Origin of the sequence: Agromyces salentinus (assembly GCF_009749395.1) — a bacterium.
GTDB classification, from domain to species: Bacteria; Actinomycetota; Actinomycetes; order Actinomycetales; family Microbacteriaceae; genus Agromyces; species Agromyces salentinus.
In genome coordinates, this window is sequence record NZ_WBIR01000002.1 from 319,277 (window position 1) to 337,353 (window position 18,077).

An 18,077-nucleotide genomic window follows, 5' to 3' on the forward strand; every position below is an offset into this window, starting at 1 on the left:
GCGGCGGGGCAACCGCCGCCGATCAGTACCAGCCCTGCGACAGCGCCGTGTTGTAGGCGCCGCAGGCGTCGCCGTAGCGGCCCACGATGTAGCCGAGGCCCCACGAGATCTGCGTGGCGGCGTTGGTCTCCCAGTCGGCGCCGGCGGTGGACATCTTGCTGCCGGGCAGGGCCTGCGGGATGCCGTAGGCGCCGCTCGGGTTGGAGGCGTACACGTTCCAGCCGGACTCGCGGTCCCAGAGGGCCACGAGGCAGCCGAACTGGTCGTCGCCCCAGCCGTAGCGGGAGGCGATCATGTCGCGAGCGATGGCCTGGGCCTCGCTCGGGTTGGAGGGTGCGCTCGGGGCGACGAAGCCGCCGCCGGACGAGGACTCGCCGGCCGAGGCCTCCTCGGCCTCGCGAGCAGCGGCTTCGGCCTCGGCCTTCGCGGCCGCCTCGGCCTCGGCGGCGGCCTTCGCGGCCGCCTCCGCGGCGACGCGGTCGGCCTCGGCGACGGCCTTCTGGACCTGGCCCGTCTGCGCCTCGGTCGTGTCGACGAGCTCGAAGACCTTGCGCGGGCTCAGCAGCTCGTAGGAGTCGAGGGCCGCGACGGTCGTCGCGAGCGCGCTGGCGTCGGCCTTGCCCTTCGCCGCGGCGATGGCGGAGTTCGCCACGCTGAGCGTGTCCTCAGCCTGCTTCGCGGCACGCACGTCGAGGACGGCGCTGTGGTCGACGGCGCGGTTCTGCACGGAGTCGCGCTCGGCGGCGAGGGAGAGCGCCTGTGTGGCGGCCACGCTCTTCGCCTTCGCGTCGGCGCCGCTCTGCACGGCGTAGCCGGTGCCGACCAGTGCGCCGACGGCGACGATGGCGCCCGCCGTGATCAGCGGGGCACGGAAGCGGTGGGCAGAGTCCGTCAGGCGCCTCCCGCGACGGGAGGTCTCCTGGTTCTCGGGCTCGGATGCGTTGGGGGGAGTCTGAAGAGTCTGGTTCTGCATGTCTTTCACGGGCGGCACGCCGCACCGGAGTGCGTCGAACCTGGTCTCGGCGTTCCACGGACGCGGGGGCGCCCGGGCGAAGTCGCCAGTCTGCCGAGAGGTTCTGTACAACCCCTCACCTTTCCCTGTGAATCTCATCCGAACTGTTGACGAATGCTCAGGATCGGGAATCGGGCCTTCCCTCCGCCTGGTCGTCGAGATGCACGTGCAGTTCGAGGCTGATCTGGGTCGCGTCGAGCGCCGCGAGCGCCTCGGTGAGCGCCTCCGAGCTGAAGCGTCCTTCGTCGCGCTGGGCCCACAGCGCCTTCCGCTGCGCGTCGATCACCCCGAGGCGGAACGCATAGCCGCGGGCGGGGACCGGCTCGGCCTCGCCGCGCTCGGCCGCGGCCTTCGCCTCCTCGATGCGCTCCCTCGCGATGTCGCGCAGCATGGCGTCGAGCTGCTCGCGATCGGCGTCGATGGCCGCCTGGTCGTGCCGTGCCGGCTTCACCCACTTCACGAGCATCGGCAGCGTGCCGCCCTGGACGATGAGCGAGGCCGCGGCGACCACGAACGCCACGAACACGAGCAGCGACCGGTCGGGGGTGTCCGCCGGCAGCGTCTGCGCCGCGGCCAGGGTGACGGCCCCCCGCATGCCCGCCCACACGATGACCGCGCCCTCGCGCCAGCCGAGTGGCTCGGCCGTGAAGTAGTCGATGTCGGCCACCTTGCGGTTGACCCGCCGCCGGAAGAGGGCGAGGCGCTCCTTCGGGACCTCCCGACCGGTGGTGCCGAGCTGCGGTCCGCCCCGCCGCTCGAGCTTCAGCGGATGCTCCTCGTCGACGGCGTCGAGGCGGTCCTGCATGCTCGTCAGCTGCTCGCGCATCTCGGCGCTGCGTCGCGCACGCCGGCGCTGCAGCCCGAGCGTCGGGAAGACGAACGCGGCGCGGACGATCGTCACCGCGAGCAGGGCGAGCCCGGCGATGACGAGCCCGCTCACGATGCCCGCGCGCCCGCCCTGCACGTCGGACATGATGGCGGACATCTCCAGCCCCATCACGAGGAAGATGGCGCCCTCGAGGATCAGCTCGACCGTGCGCCACGCCTGGGTGTCGGACGCGCGATGCTGTGGCGAGAGGCGCTTCACGGCCCCGCGACCGGTCACGAGGCCGGCGACCACGGCCGCGACGAGCCCCGAGGCGCCGAGCGCCTCGCTCGGGACCGAGGCGAGGAAGGGCACCGTGAACGAGATGACGGTGTTCACGGTGGGGTCCTTGACCCGCTCGCGCACCCACAGGTTCGCCTTGCCGACCACGAAGCCGATCACGATCGCGACGACGACGGCGAACACGAAGTCGCCGATCACCTCCCAGAAGGTGATGGATGCCGCGGTCGCGACGATCGCCGATCGCAGGAGCACGAGCGCCGTCGCATCGTTCAGCAGGCTCTCCCCCTCGAGCACCGTGACGATGCGCGGGCTCACGCCCACGCGCTTCACGATCGAGGTGGCGACCGCATCGGTCGGGCTCACGATCGCGCCGAGCGCGATGCCCCCCGCCAGCCCGAGCTCGGGGATCACCCACGAGAAGAGCAGGCCGAGCAGGACGGAGCTCACGACGACGAGGCCGACCGAGAGTCCACCGATCGCGCTGAACTCCCGGCGGAACTCCATCGCGGGCATCTGCACCGACGCGGAGTAGAGCAGCGGCGGCAGCACGCCCGCGAGGATCCACTCGGGATCGACTTCGACCTCCGGCACGAACGGGAGCAGGCTCGCCCCGATGCCGATGACGACGAGGATCAACGGCGCGGCGACGCCGAGCCTCGGCCCGAACGCCGTCGCCGCGGCGATGCCCAGCAGCCCGAGCACGACCACGACCAGCAACTCCATGCGCATTCCCCTCGGAGATCGGCCCGTCGCGGCATCCGACCGGCGGCGATGGGGAAAGTCTGGCGCACGCGGTGCGAGGTGTCACGGAACGCCTCACGGCGAACTCACAGCGTGCGGGCGCAGCATCCGGAACAGCCGGGGTCCCTCGATGGTTTTCTCCAGTGTCGCGCCGCGCAGGCGATCGCGACCGACGAGGGTGCCGCAGCCAGCGGTGCCCCATGAAGGAGGAACGAATGTCGAACGACTACCGCAGCACTCCCGAGGCCATCGCGCGCCTCACCCCCCTCCAGCGCAAGGTCACGCAGGACGAGGGCACCGAGCCCGCGTTCCGCAACGAGTACTGGGACAACCACGAGGACGGCATCTACGTCGACGTGGTCTCCGGGCAGCCGCTCTTCTCCTCGACCGACAAGTACGACAGCCGGTCGGGCTGGCCGAGCTTCACGAAGCCGCTCGAGGCGACGGCCGTGACCGAGCATGTCGACCGCACCCTCTGGATGAAGCGCGTGGAGGTACGCTCGTCCGGTGCCGACAGCCACCTCGGACACGTGTTCGACGACGGGCCCGCCGACGCCGGCGGACTTCGATACTGCATGAACTCGGCCGCACTGCGCTTCGTGCCGGTGGCCGAGCTCGAGGAGCAGGGCTACGGCGACTTCCGCAGCCTGTTCACGACGACGGATGACGCGGGCGCGGCGTCCGAGAAGGAGAACGCATCATGACCAACCCGACCGAGACCGCGATCCTCGCCGGCGGCTGCTTCTGGGGCATGCAGGACCTGATCCGCAAGCGCCCGGGCATCGTGTCCACCCGCGTGGGCTACACGGGCGGCAGCAACGCCGAGCCCACCTACCGCAACCACCCGGGCCACGCCGAGGCGATCGAGATCGTCTTCGACCCGACCGTGACGAGCTACCGCGAGCTGCTGGAGTTCTTCTTCCAGGTGCACGACCCGTCGACCCTGAACCGTCAGGGCAACGACATCGGCACGAGCTACCGGTCGGCGATCTTCCCGCAGAGCCCCGAGCAGCAGGAGACCGCGCTCGACACGATCGCCGACGTCGACGCGTCGGGCCTCTGGCCCGCCAAGGTCGTCACGACGATCGAGGAGGCCGCCCCTTTCTGGGAGGCCGAGCCCGAGCACCAGGACTACCTCGAGAAGTACCCCAACGGGTACACGTGCCATTACGTGCGCCCGGGCTGGAAGCTGCCCAAGCGCGACGCCTCCCCCGTGGCCTGATCGCCCGGGCACGACCCGCGGCGCGGTGAGCACGAGAGCGGATGCCCCGCCGGATCCCGATCCGGCGGGGCATCCGTCGTCTCGGGGCTTTGGGCCGGGTCACAGCGGGGCGAACGTAGGCTGGAGCGCATGGGTGTGCTGAATCCGGATTCCATGGCAGACGGCCTGATGGCGGATGCCGCGTCGCCGACGCTCGTGCCGGCGACCATGGAGGCGTTCAAGGCCGCGTTCCGCGACCATCCTGCCGGTGTCGCGCTCGTGACGGCGATGACGCCCATCGGCCCGGTCGGGCTCACGGCCTCGAGCGTGGCGTCCGTGTCCGCCGACCCGGCCGCCCTCTCGTTCTCGGTGACGCGCGCCACGGGATCGGCGGGCGGCCTGCTCTCGGCCGACAGCATCGTCGTGCACCTGCTCGCGGCCGATCAGGTCGAGGTCGCACGCGCCTTCGCCAGGTCGGGTGCGCCGCGCTTCACGCCGGAACAGGGCTGGTCCTCGCTGCCCACCGGCGAACCGTGGCTCATCGCGGCCCCGGTCGCCATGCGGTCGCGCATCGTCCACACGCTTCCGGTCGGCGCGTCCTCGCTCGTGGTCGCCGAGGTGCTCGACGTGCGCCTTGGCGAGCGAGCGCCGTCGCTCGTCTACCGGGACCGTCGCTTCCACGCCCTCGACGACGAGTCCCCGCAGCTCTGAGCGAGCGCCGCTCCCCCATCTGCTCCCCGCCGTTGCCCGTCCTCCGAGAGGTTCCCCCGATGTCGCAGCCCGCCCCGCGGAGACGTCGTCGCCGACGCCGCTTCTCCTACGCGCTGGCCGCGGTGCAGCTCCGTCGGTGGGGGCTCGCCGGCCTGATCGCGCTCACTGCGGTCGGCGCCGCCATCGCGGCGCTCACGGCGCGCTGACGCACGCCGGCATCAGGACGCGACGCCGAGCCGGTCGAGGGCGTCCTGCACGATCGTGAGCCCCGCGAGTCCCGGCATGCCGCTGATGCTGTCGTCGACCTTGCGCGCGGCCCGTCGCCCCTCCTCCCCGCTCATGAGGTGCCCCATGACGTGGCGGACCTCCTCCGGCGCCATGATGCTCGAGCCGACGGGGGCCCAGAACCGGCTGAGCGCGAACCGCGTCACCTTCTGCGCCTTGGTGCTCGCCGCCAGCCGCTCGCGCGCCTGCGAGGTGTAGAACGCGACGTGCCTGGCCTCCTGCTTCGCGATGCGCCGGAGCAGTTCGGCCAGGACCGGGTGCTCCTCGAGCTCGGCCATGCGCTGGTACGCGGTGATCGCCGACCACTCGTTCGCCGCGCCCCAGGACATGTGCACGGCCACGAAGTCCTGCCCCACGAGCCCGCCGAGGACCGACTGCTTGATGGGGTCGAGCCGGTCCTTCCAGCCGAGCTTCAGCCTGCTCGCCTTCAGCTCGTCGTAGTCGATGCTGACGCCGTGCACGGCGAGCACGGCGGCGAGCGCCTCCCCGTGCCAGAACTCCTCGCGATTCCACATCGTCATGAAGGCGCTGACGTCGGACTCCCGGTGCGATGGGGTGGTGAGCAGGTCTCGGGTGTAGCAGACGGTGTGGTACTCCACGTCCGCCATGTAGCGGAGCGTCCGCAGCGAGGACCCGGGCAGCGGCTCGCGTCGGAACGCCTCGAGGTCGAGGTCGCTCCAGTCCACGGCGACGGAGGTCGCGGTGTACCGGTCGATGTCGAACGCCATGCTCGATCCTCCTCTGCTCTCCGGATCGCCGGCTCAGCCGGCGAGGCGCCCCGTGACGCGCGCGGCGGTGCGTTCGTCGATCCCGGCGAGCGAGCGGATGCCGCGCTCGAGCGCCGATGCCGACCCGGGATCGCCCCCGAGGGCGAATCGGGCGAACGAGCGTCGGTCCTCGTCGGACACGGATGCCGCCCCGAGGGGCCAGGCCGCCCGCGAGAGCTCCCGCCGGGCGAGCCGCGCCGCCCGCGGCGAGGTCTCGAGGCGGCGCGTCGCCTCCTCGTGGAAGAAGGCGCTGTGACGGGCCTTGATCGCGCGGATGCGACGGATGGCGTCGCCGAGCGCGGGGTCGGGTGTCCCGTCCGCCGTGGGCACGTCACCGGCGAGGCGGGCGTAGGCGAGGTCGAGGACGAGGTCGTCGACGCACCCGAGCGCGAGGTGGGCGCCGATCACGTCGGAGCCCTGCGCGAATCCGGCCAGCGCACGCCGGATCGGGCCGCGGCCTCTCGCTCTCACGGGTGCCGCGGCGACGGCCGGACGGCTCGCGTCGTTCGCGCGGGTCGCGCCGACTGGAGCGGCAGCACCGGCGACGGCTCGGAGCGCGTCGGCGACCCAGTACTTCTCGTAGGCCCACGAGACCAGGAACGCCGTGACCCGGGCGTCCTTGTGTGTCGCGGTGACGAGGACGTTGCGCAAGTGCGCCATCGTGGCACCCTCGAGCTCGGCGAGGGTGAGGATCGTCCGCACGGCCTCCCGCGTGAGCGCGGCATCCGGGATCGCCTCGAGGTCGAGCCCCTCGCGGTGACTGCCGTGGGCGGTGCGGGCGAAGTCGCGGACGTCGAACGGCGCCGGCTCGACCCCGATGGTGGGGGTCGAGCCTGCGCCGCTCAGGTCGTCCATGTGCCGAGGCTACTCCGGCCGCGGCATCCGTCTCAGAACTTGTTGCCGAGCGCCTTGTTCTTCAGCGCCTCGTACTCGCCGTCGCTGATGATGCCCTGGTCGCGCAGCGCGGCGGCCTTCGCGATCTCCTCGGTCGGGCTGGCGAAGGAGACCTTGCGGACCTCCTCGTCGGAGAGCTCGACGACCTCGGGTCGGCGGTACGCGGAACGCTCGGCCATGCCCTGCCCGCGCGCGATCAGGTACACGAGTCCGGTGATGAACGGCAGGAAGACCAGGAGCAGGATCCAGAGCGCCTTCATCCACCCGCTGAGGTCGTGCGAGCGGAAGATGTCGATCGCGATGTAGATCAACGTGAAGAGGTAGGCGATGTAGGCGAAGATCCAGAAGCTGAGCCAGAACCAGTCCCAGACGGTGGCGAAGAAGCCCATGGGCGATGTCCCTTTCGAGTCGGTGGCCCACGATCGCGTCGAGGCCGTCTGGCGCTCAACCTATCGGGCAGCGGGGCCCCGCGGGAGAGGCGCGCCCGATTCGGTCGGCGCGCCCCACCGGCGGAGGGCTACCCGTGCGCCCGGTGCTCGACCGCGGCATCCGCCCGGTCGTTCGCCGCGGTGTCGCTGCGGTCGCGGATGAGGAATCCGAAGCCGAACGCGATGAAGAACATGAGCACGCCGTAGACCGCGGCGGGCAGGCTCAGCTCGGTCGAGCCGAGCACGCTCTGCGCGATCACGATCGCGAGGGTCGCGTTGTGGATGCCGATCTCGAAGGACGCGGCGATGGCCTGCCGCCGGCCGACGCGCAGCCAGCGCGGCACCAGGTACCCGATGGCGAGGCTGATGATGCAGAACACGATCGTGATGAGCGCGAGTCGGGCGAAGTTCTCGACCAGCAGCTCCCAGTTCGACGCGACCGCCCCGGCGATGACGACGACGAGGATCACGACGGAGGCGATGCGCACGGGCCGGTCCATGGCGTCGGCGAACCGGGGGGCGAATCGCCGCACCAGCATGCCGAGGGCGACCGGCAGCAGCACGATCGCGAACACCTCGAGGACCTTGGACCACTGCAGCCCGAGCTGGTCGTCGAACGGGTCGAAGATCGCGATCGCGACGTTCGTGATGATCGGCAGCGTGAACACCGCGACGACCGAGTTGACCGCCGTCAGCGAGATGTTCAGCGCGACGTCTCCGCGGAAGAGGTGGCTGTACAGGTTGGCGGTCGTGCCGCCCGGCGAGGCCGCGAGCATCATCATGCCCACGGCGAGCACGGGCGGCAGCTGGAAGGCCAGCACGAGGCCGAGGCAGATGGCCGGCAGCACGATGAGCTGGCACACGAGGGCGATGATCACCGCCTTCGGCTGCTTGAGCACCCTGGCGAAATCGCCGAGGGTGAGACTGAGCCCGAGGCCGAACATGATGATGCCCAGGGCCACGGGAAGGCCGATGGTGGTCAACGCTGACATGCACACAGTGTGGCGGATGCCGGGGCCCGGCGCATACCCGGGATCCAGGTCCCGCGCGGCGGGCCGGCGTGCGGCTCAGCGACCCGCTCGGGCTGCGAAGAGCGCGTGCAGGAGCGGGACGACCGACGCGGCCATCAGGACCGTCCCGAAGACGACGTCGTCGGTCCGCAGGACCGCGCCCGCGACGAGGAGCGCGGCGAACAGGACGGCGGAGATCACCCGGCGTGCGGTGCGCTCCAGGCGCACCACTCGGCGTTCGAGGGTCGGGTTCACCACCGCCACCGATCCGTCCTCGAACCGGGTGACGAGCGAGTCCAGCCGCTTCGGCAGGCCGATGGCGACGCCGGCGATCTCGACCGCCTGCTTCGCGAGGTCCTGCACCACGTTGCCGCGTTCGTCGCGGATGAGCTTCGTCGCGTACGGCTCGATCGAGTCCCACAGGTTGAATTCGGCGTCGAGTGCGCTGCAGACGCCGGAGGTGAGCGACATCGCCCGGATGATGAGGAGGAAGTTCTCGGGCAGCTGGAACGGAAGCGACCGCACGACGTCGCCGAACTGCTCGGCGAACTCGCGGAACTCCTTGGGGTCGACCTCCCGCAGCTCGGCGAAGCCCATGCCCCCGAACCGTGCGAAGAGGTGGGTCATCGCCCGCTCGAGCTCGCCCGTGTCGGCCGAGGGCAGCAGCACCCCGACGTCGCGCACCCCGTCGACGAGCCCCTTGCCGTCGCGGGAGGCTGCCGCGATGAGCAGCTTGCGGAGGCCGCTGCGGGTGCCGGCGGGCACCTCGCCCATCATGCCGAAGTCGATGAAGGTGAGACGCCAGGGCCGGGCGGCGGGGCCGCCCGCGCCGACGTCCGGGCCGCCCGTCGCGGATGCCGGGCCGACCGGCGTGACGAAGATGTTGCCCGGATGCGGGTCGGCATGGAAGAAGCCGTTCGTGAACAACTGGTCGAACATCACCGCCGCGAACACCGGGGCGACCTCGGCGGGATCGATGCCGGCGGCGGCTAGCGCCGCGACATCCGTGATCTTGATGGCCGTGACGTCCTCGAGCGTGAGCACCCGGCGGGTCGTGCGCTCCCAGACGACGGAGGGGACGCCCACTCGGTCGTCGGCCGCGAACTCGGCCGCGAATCGCTCGGAGCTCGCGGCCTCGTGCAGGTAGTCGATCTCCTCGAGGCTCGTCTGCGCGAACTCCTCGACGAGGGCGTGCGTGTTCACGCGATCGGACACCAGCCGCACGTGGCTGAGCCAGCCCGCGACCTTGCGGAGCGCGGCGAGGTCGACCTCCACGATCTCGTCGATTCCGGGCCGCTGGACCTTGAGGACCACCGTCGTGAGGCCCGTCTCCTCGGCATCGACGGGGCCGAGGACGGCCCGGTGCGCCTGGCCGAGGGAGGCCGCAGCGATCGGCACCTCGTCGACGGAGGCGAAGGCGCGCTCGAGCGGCACGCCGAGTTCGGCCTCGGCGAGGGCCCGGATCGCCGGGAACGGCACCGGGGGCACCTCGTCCTGCAGCCCGGCGAGCTCGGCCGTGATCTCGGGCGGGAGCACGTCGAGGCGGGAGGACATGAACTGCCCGACCTTGATCATGAGCCCGCCGAGGTCGACGGCGAGCACGTGGAACCGCTGGGCGAAGCGCCGCATCCGCTTGGATCGCGTGCGCTCGGCGAGTGCCGAGAGTCCGATGCGCGGCAGGAGGAGCTCGAACCACCACGTGACGGCGAGGTTCCACCCCGCGAAGCGGAGGATGCGCCGGTACCGGGCACGCGTGTTCCCGGCACCGGGCACCGATGCGCCTCGGCCCCGGTGGACCGATGCCACCCCCGTCAGTCCTGGGCGAGGATCGAGTAGAGCCGCCGGCGCGCCTCCTCGAGCGCGGTCACCGCCTGCTGCACCTGCTCGGGGGTTCCGGTTCGGCCCAACTGCGCGGCCGCCTGCGCGAGTTCGAAGCCCGCCTTGGGCAGGGCCGACGGCCCGCCGGCGTCGCTCGAGCCCTGCGGCTGCCACGGCGCCGAGCCGGCGGCCTCCGCGGCCTCGGCGCGACCCGCCTCGGTGAGCGAGTACGTCTTGCGGCCGTTCGACTCCTCGGCGCTGATGGCGCCCTCGTCGGCGAGCATCTGCAGCGTCGGGTAGACCGAGCCCGCGCTGGGCTTCCAGGAGCCGTTGCTGCGCTCCTCGATCTCGCGGATGATCTGGTAGCCGTGCATCGGCCGCTCAGCGAGGAGGGCGAGGATCGCCGAGCGCACGTCGCCGCGGCCCATGCGGCTGCCGGCCCGCTTCTCGAAGGTGGAGCGCAGCTGCTCCATGGCCTGCCAGATGCCCTCGGCGGGGATGCCGCCGAAGCCGCCTGCCGGGAATGATCCACTCATGACAACCTCTTCCGCCGTACGTGAACGATACTCGACGATATAGCGGGAACGGCGCCGCCGGAAGGGGCCCGGCCATCTCGTCAGGCAGTTCCCATGAAGCGGATGCGGCGTCGGGCGTCGGAGTTCCGCCAGCGGGCGGAGTGTCGTCGTTCCGCCCGTGGGCGGTAGCGTTCGGAGTGCCGCGGTGGCGACGGATGGAGGCGGTCTGCGATGGAGCACTTCGACACGATCGTGGTCGGCGCGGGGGTCGCGGGCCTGACGGCCGCCCGGCTGCTCGCCCGTGAAGGCCGCCGCGTGGTGGTGCTGGAGGCCCGCGACCGCGTCGGCGGCCGGGTGCGGACCGATCGCGGTGACGGCCTCGTGACCGATCTCGGGGCGTCGTGGATCCACGGGATCGACGCCAGCCCGGTCGCGGCGGCCGCCGAGGCGTTCGGCATGCCGACCATGGAGTTCACCGTCGGCGGCTACCAGCCCGACGGCCGACCGATCGCGTACTACGGCCCCGACGGGTCACGGCTCTCGGACGCCGACGCGCGACGCTTCGCGGACGACGTCCGCGCCGTCGATGCCGCACTCGTCGGGGCCGTGGCGTCCTCGCAGCCGGATGCGTCCTACCGAGACGCGACCGAGGTGGCCCTCGCCGTCCAGGGGTGGCCCACCGAGCGGACCCAGCGCGTGCGGGAGTTCCTGGAGCACCGAGCCGAGGAGCAGTACGGGGCCTGGATCGAGGACCTCGCGGCGCACGGCCTCGACGACGATGCGATCGAGGGCGACGAGGTGGTGTTCCCCGACGGGTACGACCGCCTGCCGGAGCATCTCGCCCACGGCCTCGACGTCCGGCTCGAGCACGTCGTCTCCCGCGTGCACTGGTCGGCCGAGGGTGTCTCGGTCAGTACGCCGAGCGGCACGATGACGGCGGCGACCGCGGTGGTCACCGTGCCGGTGGGCGTGCTCCGGTCGGACGCCTTCGTCATCGACCCCCCGCTGCCCGAGCCGGTCGCCGGCGCCCTCGGACGGCTGCGCATGAACGCGTTCGAGAAGGTCGTCCTGCGGTTCGACACGAAGTTCTGGGACGACGACGTCTACGCGATCCGCCAGCAGGGTCCGGAGAGCCGGTCCTGGCACTCCTGGTACGACCTCACGCCGCTGCACGGGACGCCGACGCTGCTCACCTTCGCGGCCGGACCGACCGCCACGGCGATCCGCGGCCTGGACGACGCCGCGGTCGTCGACGCCGTGCTCGGCCAGCTCCGGCGGCTCTACGGCGACCGCGTCGAGCGACCGAACCGCGTGCACGTCACGGCGTGGCAGGACGACCCGTTCACCCTCGGGTCCTACGCGTACATGACGCTCGGCTCGACGACCGCGGACCACGATGCGCTCGCGACGCCGGTCGGCGGGGTCCTGCATCTCGCGGGCGAGGCGACCTGGACCGACGACCCCGCGACGGTTCCGGCGGCCCTGCACTCCGGACATCGGGCCGCCGAGGACATCCTGGGGCGCGACATCCCGATCGAATCGGCCTGGACCGACGGCCGATGAACGCGGCGCACCCCTCGGAGGCGAAGGAGACGCCATGCGGGCGCTCATGACGCGGTCGACGGTCGCGATCCTCGCGATCACGTGGGCGACCACCGCCTGGACGCTCGGATTCGGCCACGACCTGGTGGCGCATCCGCCGAACGCCGCCGCCGGGGTGCTCGTGTTCCTCGTGATCCTCGCCGCGATCATGATCGCCGCCTTCGGCGTCGTCACCCAGGCCGAGCAGCTCGCCGAACGGCTCGGCGAACCCTTCGGGACCCTCGTCCTGACCCTCACCGTGGTGGTCATCGAGGTCGCGCTCATCGCGTCGGTGATGCTCGGGCCGGGCGGCTCGTCGACGATCGGCCGGGACTCGCTCTTCGCCGTCATGATGATCATCATCAACGGCGTCATGGGCCTGGCCATCCTCCTCGGCGGCCTCCGGCACGGTCCGCAGAGCTACAACACCGTCGGCACCTCGGTCTACCTGGCCGTCATCACCGCCCTCTCGCTCTGCACGCTCGTACTGCCGAACTTCACCGGCCCGGCTTCCGACGGCACCCTCACGACGGTGCAGTCGATCGGCATCGCCCTGCTCGCCGCGGCGCTCTACGCCTTCTTCCTGGCCATGCAGGTCGGGCGCGACCGCGCACTCTTCGTGCAGCCGGTCTCGGCCGCGAGCGGGACGACGGCGGCAGTGCACGCGGCGGGCCGAGGACGGACGTCCTCATCGGCGACGGGGAACGCCCCCGGCGCGGCATCCGGGCACGCGTCCACGGATCGCCGAGGCCTGGTGGCGCGTTCCGTGCTCCTGGTCGTGACGGTCCTGCCGATCGTGCTGCTCTCGCACGACCTCGGGATCCTCGTCGACCTCGGCATCGAGGCGACCGGCGCACCGACGGCCCTCGGCGGCGTGCTCATCGCGATCATCGTGTTCACCCCCGAGGCGGTGACCGCGATCCGCGCCTCGCTCGCGAACCAGAGCCAGCGGGCGTTCAACCTCGGCCTCGGCGCCTTCACGTCCACCGTCGGGCTGACGATCCCGGTCATCCTCGTGATCGGACTCGTCAGCGGGCAGGAGGTCGTCCTCGGCGAGTCCCCCGCGAACATGGTGCTCATCGCCACGACCCTCGCGATGACGCTCATCACGTTCTTCTCACTGCGGACGACGGCGGTGCACGGCGCGGTGCACCTGATGCTCTTCGGCGTCTACGGGATCCTGCTCTTCACCCCGTGACGCGCCGACCCGGCGGCGCACCCGATCAGTCGTCGGCGGGGACCCGGACGAGGAGGCTGGAGGGGTCGACCCATGTCCGGAACGACTTCGCCTCGCCGAACGGATCGCCGTCGAGCTGGATCTGCTCGGCCCGGCTCAAGGACACCACGAGCTCCCTGCCCTTCAGGTAGTTCAGCGCGCGGACCTCCTTCGTGAGGCCCATGAGCCGGCGGCCGGCGGTCGTGCGGCGGAGCACGCCGTTCTCCCAGAAGATCTTCGTCATGATCTGGACCCACCCGATGAAGCCCTCGGGCCGCAGGACGACGATGTCGAATTCGCCGTCATCGACCGCTGCGTCCGGGAGCAGCAGGATGTTGGCCGGCAGGGAACCGCAGTTGCCGATCATGAGGGTGTGGGCGCGCATCGAGCGGACCCCCTTGCCGTCGAGGCGGTACCGCAACCGCAGCTGGTTCTTGTCGCGCAGGGCGAGACCGATCGCCTTCACGTACGCCAGCCAACCCGCCTTCGCCTTGAGGTCGTCGTCGGTGTTCGCGAGCATCTTCGCATCCAGGCCGAGCCCGGCCATCACCAGGTAGGCGTGACGCCGGGTCCTGCCGTCATCGCCCCGGATCTCGATGAGCGCCATGTCGATGGGCCGATCGGTGCCGCTGAGCGCCGTGCGCAGCGACGTCTCCGCGTCGTCGAGCGTGAGGTCGAGGTTCCGCGCGAGCAGGTTGCCGGTTCCCGACGGGAGGAGCGCCAACGGCACCCCCGAGCCGCGCAGCGCCTCGGCGACGACGCGCACGGTGCCGTCGCCTCCTGCGGCGATCACGACGTCGGCGCCCTCGGCGAGCGCCTCGGCCGCCTGTCCGGCGCCCGGATCCTCCTCCGTCGTCTCCAGCCAGAGGGACGGTTCCCAGCCCGCCTCGGCCTCCGCCGCCTCGAGCACGGGTCGGAGTTCGTCGGCCTCGAGCTTGACCGGGTTGTAGATCAGCGCCGCCCGACGCCGAGGTGTGCGCTCGGGGTCGGTGGAATCGGGCGCGGACGATTCGGGAGCGACGGGTTCGTTGATCACCCTGCCACGGTAGGGGAAGGTCGGTTCTCGCGGTGCGTGGTTGCGCCGGGGCACCGTCATGTGCTGCGTGGGCCGCGCAGGACCCCCGGACGCGCTCCTCGCCGGCTCGACGCCGACGTAGTGACCAAATAGACTGGACTGGTCAGAACGAGGGGTGGACGGATGCCGACACGACGAACACGTGCCGAGGTGACGGGGGCGACCGTCTCCGTGCTGGAGTGGACGCCCGCACGGGCGACGGGTCGGACCGTCCTCCTGCTCCACGGAGGCGGGGCCGACAGCGCCGAGCTCTCGTGGGGCGAGGTCGGCCCCGCCCTGGCCGCCGCGGGCCACCGGGTGGTGGCGCCCGACCACCCCGGCTTCGGACGGAGTCCCCGTGCCGACTGGGAGCTGACCCAGGAACACCTGGTCGCCTACGTGGGCGAACTGGCCGACGCCCTCGAGCTCACCGACTACGCGATCGGCGGGCTCTCCCTCGGCGGCGGCCTGGCGCTCGGCCACCTGCTCGACCGCCCGTCGCGCGCACGCGGCGCGATCCTCCTGGGCACGTTCGGCATCATGCCCCGCCTCACCGACGGCCGGCTCGGAGGCCCGAACCAGGCCCTCACCTACGCCCTGCTGCGCACCGGCGTGCTCGCCGCGATGACCCGCTCCTACGTGCGCAGCCCGCGCGCGATGGAGCGCGGGCTGCGCGAGATCGTGCGAAGCCCGTCCGCTCGCACTCCCGAACTCGTGCAGGCCGTGATCGGCGAGGCGAGCTCGACGGACGGCATCGCGGCCTTCGCCGAATGGCAGCGTGACCAGGTCGGTTGGGGCGGGCTGCGAACGGACTACTCGGAACGCCTCGGCTCCATCGCGACGCCGACCCTCCTCATCCACGGAGAGCTCGACTCGGGCGTCCCGCTCTCACGCGCGGAGGCCGCGGCGCGCGCACTCCCCCACGGCGAGTTGCTCAGCGTTCCCGGTGCCGGCCACTGGGTGCAGCGCGACCGGCCCGACCTCGTCATCCCGGCGATGACCTCGTTCCTCGGGACGCTGCGCTGATGCCGCGCCCGCTCATTCCGGACCGCCGTGAGCGTATCCTCGACGCCGCCGAGCGGCTGGTCCTCGAACGCGGCTTCGACGCGATGAGCATCGCGTCCGTCGCCTCGGCCGCCGGGATCGGCAAGGGGGCCGTCTACCTCGAGTTCGCCAGCAAACGGGAGCTTCTCGACGCGGTCCTGCGGCGCGGCACGAGACGGCTCCGCACACGCGTCGACCGCGAGATCGGGCCTCGCCCGCGGCTCGGCGCCGCGTACCGCGCCGCGATCCGCGCGCTGCTCGACGACGAGCTGATGACGGCGGCGTTCCTCGACGACCGCGGCGTGCTGGGAACGCACGTCGGCACGGTCGACGACGACCGATACCGGCGGCGCCAAGACGAGGTCGTCGCATGGTTGCGCGAGTTGCAGCGGAGCGGTCGCCTCGCGGGCAGCGTCGACGCCGAGCATCTCGGCCTCGCCCTCTCGAGCGCGACGATCGGGCTGCTGTCGGCGGGCAGGCTCCTCGGCCCACTGAGCCGCGCGCAGCTCGCAGGTGCGATCGACACCGTGGCGCACATGGCGGCGAGCCTCGAGACGGATACGGTGGACTGACATGTCCCGGATCGAGCACCTGTTCTCCTACGGCACGCTCCGGCTGCCCCACGTCCAGCGCGAGACGTTCGGCGCCGAGCTCCCGACCGCCCCCGATGCGCTCGTCGGCTGGCGGATCGGCGTGCTGCGCATCACGGATGCCGCCGTGCTCGCCCTGAGCGGCGAGGCGGAGCATCCCATCCTCGAGCCCACCGGCGACCCCGACGACCGCGTCGAGGGATCCGTGCTCCAGCTCACGCCGTCGCAACTGGCGGCCGCCGATCGGTACGAGGTCGACGACTACGTGCGCGAGCCCGTGGCGCTCGAATCCGGCCTGGACGCGTGGGTGTACGTCGCGGCCGGATCAGCGCGCGCGAGGTCCGACGGCATGGAGGTCGACGAGGGCGACGAGCCGCGCTTCACGAGTCCCGACCCCTGCCCGCAGTGCGGCGGCGTGCTCGACGGCGGGGTGCTGGCCCCGGGCGGCAACGCACTCACGATCACCCTGCGCTGCCTGTCGTGCGGCTACTCGGCCCTGGTCGACCCCTTCGCCTGATTTTCGGCACCGCCGTCGGCATCGGCGGCACCGCCGGTCGCCGTGCCTGCGCTGCCCGCGTCGCCGTTCCCGCGCCGCCGCGCGGCCGTGTAGGCGCGCTCGGCGATCCAGAGCAGGATGCCGATGGCGAGGAGCGCGAGGGCGATCGTGTACTGCCCGGCCGGCCGGCCGGAGGTCCACGGGAACACCAGGTACAGGCACGTGATCGCGCCGATGACGGGAAGGAAGCTCGGCGTGCGGAAGTGCTTGTGCTCGACGGGCTGCCGGCGCAGCACCAGCACGGTCACGTTGACGACCGCGAAGACCGTGAGCAGCAGGAGCGACGTCGTGCCGCCGAGCAGGGCGACCACGGAGCCCTCCGCGTCGAGGGAGACGTAGACGATGAGGCCCACGGCGAGCGCGCTCGTGAACAGGATCGCCGCCCAGGGCGTCTGCCGCTTCGGCGCGACCCGCGCGAGGAACGGCGGCAGCACCTTCTGCCGGCTCATGCCGTAGAGCAGGCGGCTCGCCATCATCATGTTGATGAGTGCGGTGTTGGCGACCGCGAACATCGAGATGAACGGCAGCAGGTCGTTGATCGGGAAGCCGGGCGCCGCGGCCTCGACCGCTGTCACGAGCGGCGTCTCGCTGCCGACGAGGTCCCCGATCGGGACCAGGGCCACCACCGTGATCGACACCAGCACGTAGATGACGGCGGCGATGCCGAGTCCTGACAGCATCATCTTCGGGAAGATCCGGCTCGGGTCCTTCGTCTCCTCGGCCATGTTGACCGAATCCTCGAAGCCGACCATCGCGAAGAACGCCAGCGACGTCGCGGTGCTGACCGCGAGCAGCACGCCCTTGTCCTCCGGGGTCTCGAACGCCACGACGCGAGACCAGTCCGCGTTGCCGCCGGAGATCGCCCACATGCCGATGAGGATGACCAGGAGCAGCCCCGACAGTTCCACGAGCGTCAGGAACACGTTCAGCCACACGCTCTCGGAGACGCCGCGCAGGTTGACCAGCATGATGAGCAGGATGAACGCGAGGGCGATGAACATCGTCGTCAGCGCGGCATCCGGGATCTTGAAGGCGACCAGCAGGTTCGCCGCGAAGGCGCGGGAGGCCGTCGACGCCGACGTGATGCCCGAGGTCATGACGATGAAGCACACCAGGAACGTGAAGAAGTGGATGCCGAACGCCTTGTGCGTGTACAGCGCGGCACCGGCGGCCTGCGGGTACTTCGTGACGAGCTCCAGGTAGGAGAACGCGGTCACGGTGGCCACCGCGAACGCGAGGAGGAACGGCAGCCACGCCGCGCCGCCCACCTCGGCCGCGACCTGGCCGGTGAGCGCGTAGATGCCGGTGCCGAGGATGTCTCCGACGATGAACAGGAGCAGCAGTCCGGGACCGAGCACCCGCTTCAGCTGGGGCTCCTCCGGTTCGACGGCCTTGACCACCTGCGTCCAGGACGGATCGTTCATGAGATGCCCCTTTCCCCCGCGCCCAGCCGACCACATCCGACGCGCGACCTCAAGCATCGCCGTTGGCGTGGCGGGCGCGGCGGGCGCGGCGGGGCCGGCGCGGCGGGCGCGGCGGGGCCGGC

At 71.5% G+C, this 18,077-nt stretch carries 19 protein-coding genes; 9 read left to right on the forward strand and 10 right to left on the reverse strand.

The genetic code is table 11. The features are described 5' to 3' along the window. Positions 1-22 precede the first annotated feature (22 nt). Positions 23-973 carry an aggregation-promoting factor C-terminal-like domain-containing protein gene (locus GQQ95_RS04420; protein ID WP_157426427.1) on the reverse strand — a complete coding sequence of 317 codons (951 nt, stop codon included), beginning with the start codon at positions 971-973 and terminating at the stop codon, positions 23-25. A 157-nt stretch (positions 974-1,130) separates the two neighbouring features. Then, positions 1,131-2,843 carry a cation:proton antiporter gene (locus tag GQQ95_RS04425; RefSeq protein WP_157426428.1) on the reverse strand — a complete coding sequence of 571 codons (1,713 nt, stop codon included), beginning with the start codon at positions 2,841-2,843 and terminating at the stop codon, positions 1,131-1,133. A gap of 233 nt (positions 2,844-3,076) precedes the next feature. On the opposite strand from GQQ95_RS04425, the gene msrB reads away from it, so the two are divergent. The 4 genes from msrB to GQQ95_RS04445 all read left to right on the forward strand — a co-directional run bounded on the left by msrB (position 3,077) and on the right by GQQ95_RS04445 (position 4,979). Continuing rightward, positions 3,077-3,565 (forward strand): peptide-methionine (R)-S-oxide reductase MsrB, encoded by a 489-nt coding sequence (msrB, locus tag GQQ95_RS04430; RefSeq protein ID WP_157426429.1) that lies wholly within the window; start codon positions 3,077-3,079, stop codon positions 3,563-3,565. Continuing rightward, positions 3,562-4,083, forward strand: a complete 522-nt coding sequence (gene msrA, locus GQQ95_RS04435; protein ID WP_157426430.1) for a peptide-methionine (S)-S-oxide reductase MsrA — start codon at positions 3,562-3,564, stop codon at positions 4,081-4,083. The genes msrB and msrA overlap by 4 nt, the downstream gene beginning before the upstream one ends. A gap of 153 nt (positions 4,084-4,236) precedes the next feature. Then, entirely contained in the window at positions 4,237-4,773 is a 537-nt protein-coding gene (locus GQQ95_RS04440; RefSeq protein WP_246205174.1) for a flavin reductase family protein, read from the forward strand. Positions 4,774-4,832: 59 nt separating this feature from the next. Next, complete coding sequence (locus GQQ95_RS04445; RefSeq protein WP_157426431.1) at positions 4,833-4,979, forward strand: hypothetical protein; 147 nt, start codon at positions 4,833-4,835, stop codon at positions 4,977-4,979. A gap of 12 nt (positions 4,980-4,991) precedes the next feature. Here GQQ95_RS04445 and GQQ95_RS04450 read toward each other — a convergent pair whose 3' ends face one another. From GQQ95_RS04450 to GQQ95_RS04475, 6 genes are all read right to left on the reverse strand, one after another. Continuing rightward, positions 4,992-5,786 (reverse strand): ferritin family protein, encoded by a 795-nt coding sequence (locus tag GQQ95_RS04450; RefSeq protein ID WP_157426432.1) that lies wholly within the window; start codon positions 5,784-5,786, stop codon positions 4,992-4,994. 33 nt (positions 5,787-5,819) lie between these two features. After that, the gene (locus tag GQQ95_RS04455; protein WP_157426433.1) at positions 5,820-6,680 is read right to left on the reverse strand and encodes a hypothetical protein; all 861 of its coding nucleotides are present in this window, start codon (positions 6,678-6,680) and stop codon (positions 5,820-5,822) included. 32 nt (positions 6,681-6,712) lie between these two features. After that, positions 6,713-7,108: an SHOCT domain-containing protein gene (locus GQQ95_RS04460; protein WP_157426434.1), complete on the reverse strand. Its 396-nt coding sequence runs from the start codon at positions 7,106-7,108 to the stop codon at positions 6,713-6,715. A gap of 128 nt (positions 7,109-7,236) precedes the next feature. After that, on the reverse strand, positions 7,237-8,139 hold the full coding sequence (locus GQQ95_RS04465; RefSeq protein ID WP_157426435.1) for a bile acid:sodium symporter family protein: 903 nt from the start codon (positions 8,137-8,139) through the stop codon (positions 7,237-7,239). Positions 8,140-8,214: 75 nt separating this feature from the next. Continuing rightward, positions 8,215-9,963, reverse strand: a complete 1,749-nt coding sequence (locus tag GQQ95_RS04470) for an ABC1 kinase family protein (RefSeq protein ID WP_157426436.1) — start codon at positions 9,961-9,963, stop codon at positions 8,215-8,217. A 5-nt stretch (positions 9,964-9,968) separates the two neighbouring features. Further along, positions 9,969-10,511: a PadR family transcriptional regulator gene (locus GQQ95_RS04475; protein WP_157426437.1), complete on the reverse strand. Its 543-nt coding sequence runs from the start codon at positions 10,509-10,511 to the stop codon at positions 9,969-9,971. A 210-nt stretch (positions 10,512-10,721) separates the two neighbouring features. On the opposite strand from GQQ95_RS04475, the gene GQQ95_RS04480 reads away from it, so the two are divergent. Together GQQ95_RS04480 and GQQ95_RS04485 are read left to right on the forward strand one after the other, a co-directional pair. Then, on the forward strand, positions 10,722-12,053 hold the full coding sequence (locus GQQ95_RS04480) for a flavin monoamine oxidase family protein (RefSeq protein ID WP_157426438.1): 1,332 nt from the start codon (positions 10,722-10,724) through the stop codon (positions 12,051-12,053). A 34-nt stretch (positions 12,054-12,087) separates the two neighbouring features. Continuing rightward, positions 12,088-13,269 carry a calcium:cation antiporter gene (locus GQQ95_RS04485; protein WP_157426439.1) on the forward strand — a complete coding sequence of 394 codons (1,182 nt, stop codon included), beginning with the start codon at positions 12,088-12,090 and terminating at the stop codon, positions 13,267-13,269. A gap of 25 nt (positions 13,270-13,294) precedes the next feature. Here the strand turns inward: GQQ95_RS04485 and GQQ95_RS04490 are convergent, their stop codons facing one another. After that, positions 13,295-14,323, reverse strand: coding sequence for a diacylglycerol/lipid kinase family protein (locus GQQ95_RS04490; protein WP_425482553.1), 1,029 nt, complete (start codon positions 14,321-14,323; stop codon positions 13,295-13,297). Between the two features lie 162 nt (positions 14,324-14,485). On the opposite strand from GQQ95_RS04490, the gene GQQ95_RS04495 reads away from it, so the two are divergent. Genes GQQ95_RS04495 through GQQ95_RS04505 form a run of 3 tightly spaced genes read left to right on the forward strand, consistent with a single transcriptional unit; the run spans position 14,486 to position 16,492 of the window. Beyond that, entirely contained in the window at positions 14,486-15,367 is an 882-nt protein-coding gene (locus GQQ95_RS04495; RefSeq protein ID WP_157426441.1) for an alpha/beta fold hydrolase, read from the forward strand. Next, a complete protein-coding gene (locus GQQ95_RS04500; RefSeq protein WP_157426442.1) occupies positions 15,367-15,957 on the forward strand; it encodes a TetR/AcrR family transcriptional regulator in 591 nt (196 codons plus the stop codon). The genes GQQ95_RS04495 and GQQ95_RS04500 overlap by 1 nt, the downstream gene beginning before the upstream one ends. A gap of 1 nt (position 15,958) precedes the next feature. Further along, complete coding sequence (locus GQQ95_RS04505) at positions 15,959-16,492, forward strand: gamma-glutamylcyclotransferase family protein (protein ID WP_157426443.1); 534 nt, start codon at positions 15,959-15,961, stop codon at positions 16,490-16,492. Here the strand turns inward: GQQ95_RS04505 and GQQ95_RS04510 are convergent. Then, positions 16,462-17,955 carry an APC family permease gene (locus GQQ95_RS04510; protein ID WP_157426444.1) on the reverse strand — a complete coding sequence of 498 codons (1,494 nt, stop codon included), beginning with the start codon at positions 17,953-17,955 and terminating at the stop codon, positions 16,462-16,464. The genes GQQ95_RS04505 and GQQ95_RS04510 overlap by 31 nt on opposite strands. Between the last annotated feature and the right edge of the window lie 122 nt (positions 17,956-18,077).

Bases quoted from the DNA above. Each gene is read 5' to 3' on its own strand.
- GQQ95_RS04420 (WP_157426427.1), bottom strand. From the start codon at position 973: ATGCAGAACCAGACTCTTCAGACTCCCCCCAACGCATCCGAGCCCGAG.
- GQQ95_RS04485 (WP_157426439.1), top strand. From the start codon at position 12,088: ATGCGGGCGCTCATGACGCGGTCGACGGTCGCGATCCTCGCGATCACG.
- GQQ95_RS04455 (WP_157426433.1), bottom strand. From the start codon at position 6,680: ATGGACGACCTGAGCGGCGCAGGCTCGACCCCCACCATCGGGGTCGAG.
- GQQ95_RS04460 (WP_157426434.1), bottom strand. From the start codon at position 7,108: ATGGGCTTCTTCGCCACCGTCTGGGACTGGTTCTGGCTCAGCTTCTGG.
- GQQ95_RS04495 (WP_157426441.1), top strand. From the start codon at position 14,486: ATGCCGACACGACGAACACGTGCCGAGGTGACGGGGGCGACCGTCTCC.
- GQQ95_RS04510 (WP_157426444.1), bottom strand. From the start codon at position 17,955: ATGAACGATCCGTCCTGGACGCAGGTGGTCAAGGCCGTCGAACCGGAG.
- GQQ95_RS04445 (WP_157426431.1), top strand. From the start codon at position 4,833: ATGTCGCAGCCCGCCCCGCGGAGACGTCGTCGCCGACGCCGCTTCTCC.
- GQQ95_RS04475 (WP_157426437.1), bottom strand. From the start codon at position 10,511: ATGAGTGGATCATTCCCGGCAGGCGGCTTCGGCGGCATCCCCGCCGAG.
- msrB (WP_157426429.1), top strand. From the start codon at position 3,077: ATGTCGAACGACTACCGCAGCACTCCCGAGGCCATCGCGCGCCTCACC.
- GQQ95_RS04480 (WP_157426438.1), top strand. From the start codon at position 10,722: ATGGAGCACTTCGACACGATCGTGGTCGGCGCGGGGGTCGCGGGCCTG.
- GQQ95_RS04425 (WP_157426428.1), bottom strand. From the start codon at position 2,843: ATGGAGTTGCTGGTCGTGGTCGTGCTCGGGCTGCTGGGCATCGCCGCG.
- GQQ95_RS04450 (WP_157426432.1), bottom strand. From the start codon at position 5,786: ATGGCGTTCGACATCGACCGGTACACCGCGACCTCCGTCGCCGTGGAC.
- GQQ95_RS04440 (WP_246205174.1), top strand. From the start codon at position 4,237: ATGGCAGACGGCCTGATGGCGGATGCCGCGTCGCCGACGCTCGTGCCG.
- GQQ95_RS04505 (WP_157426443.1), top strand. From the start codon at position 15,959: ATGTCCCGGATCGAGCACCTGTTCTCCTACGGCACGCTCCGGCTGCCC.
- msrA (WP_157426430.1), top strand. From the start codon at position 3,562: ATGACCAACCCGACCGAGACCGCGATCCTCGCCGGCGGCTGCTTCTGG.
- GQQ95_RS04500 (WP_157426442.1), top strand. From the start codon at position 15,367: ATGCCGCGCCCGCTCATTCCGGACCGCCGTGAGCGTATCCTCGACGCC.
- GQQ95_RS04465 (WP_157426435.1), bottom strand. From the start codon at position 8,139: ATGTCAGCGTTGACCACCATCGGCCTTCCCGTGGCCCTGGGCATCATC.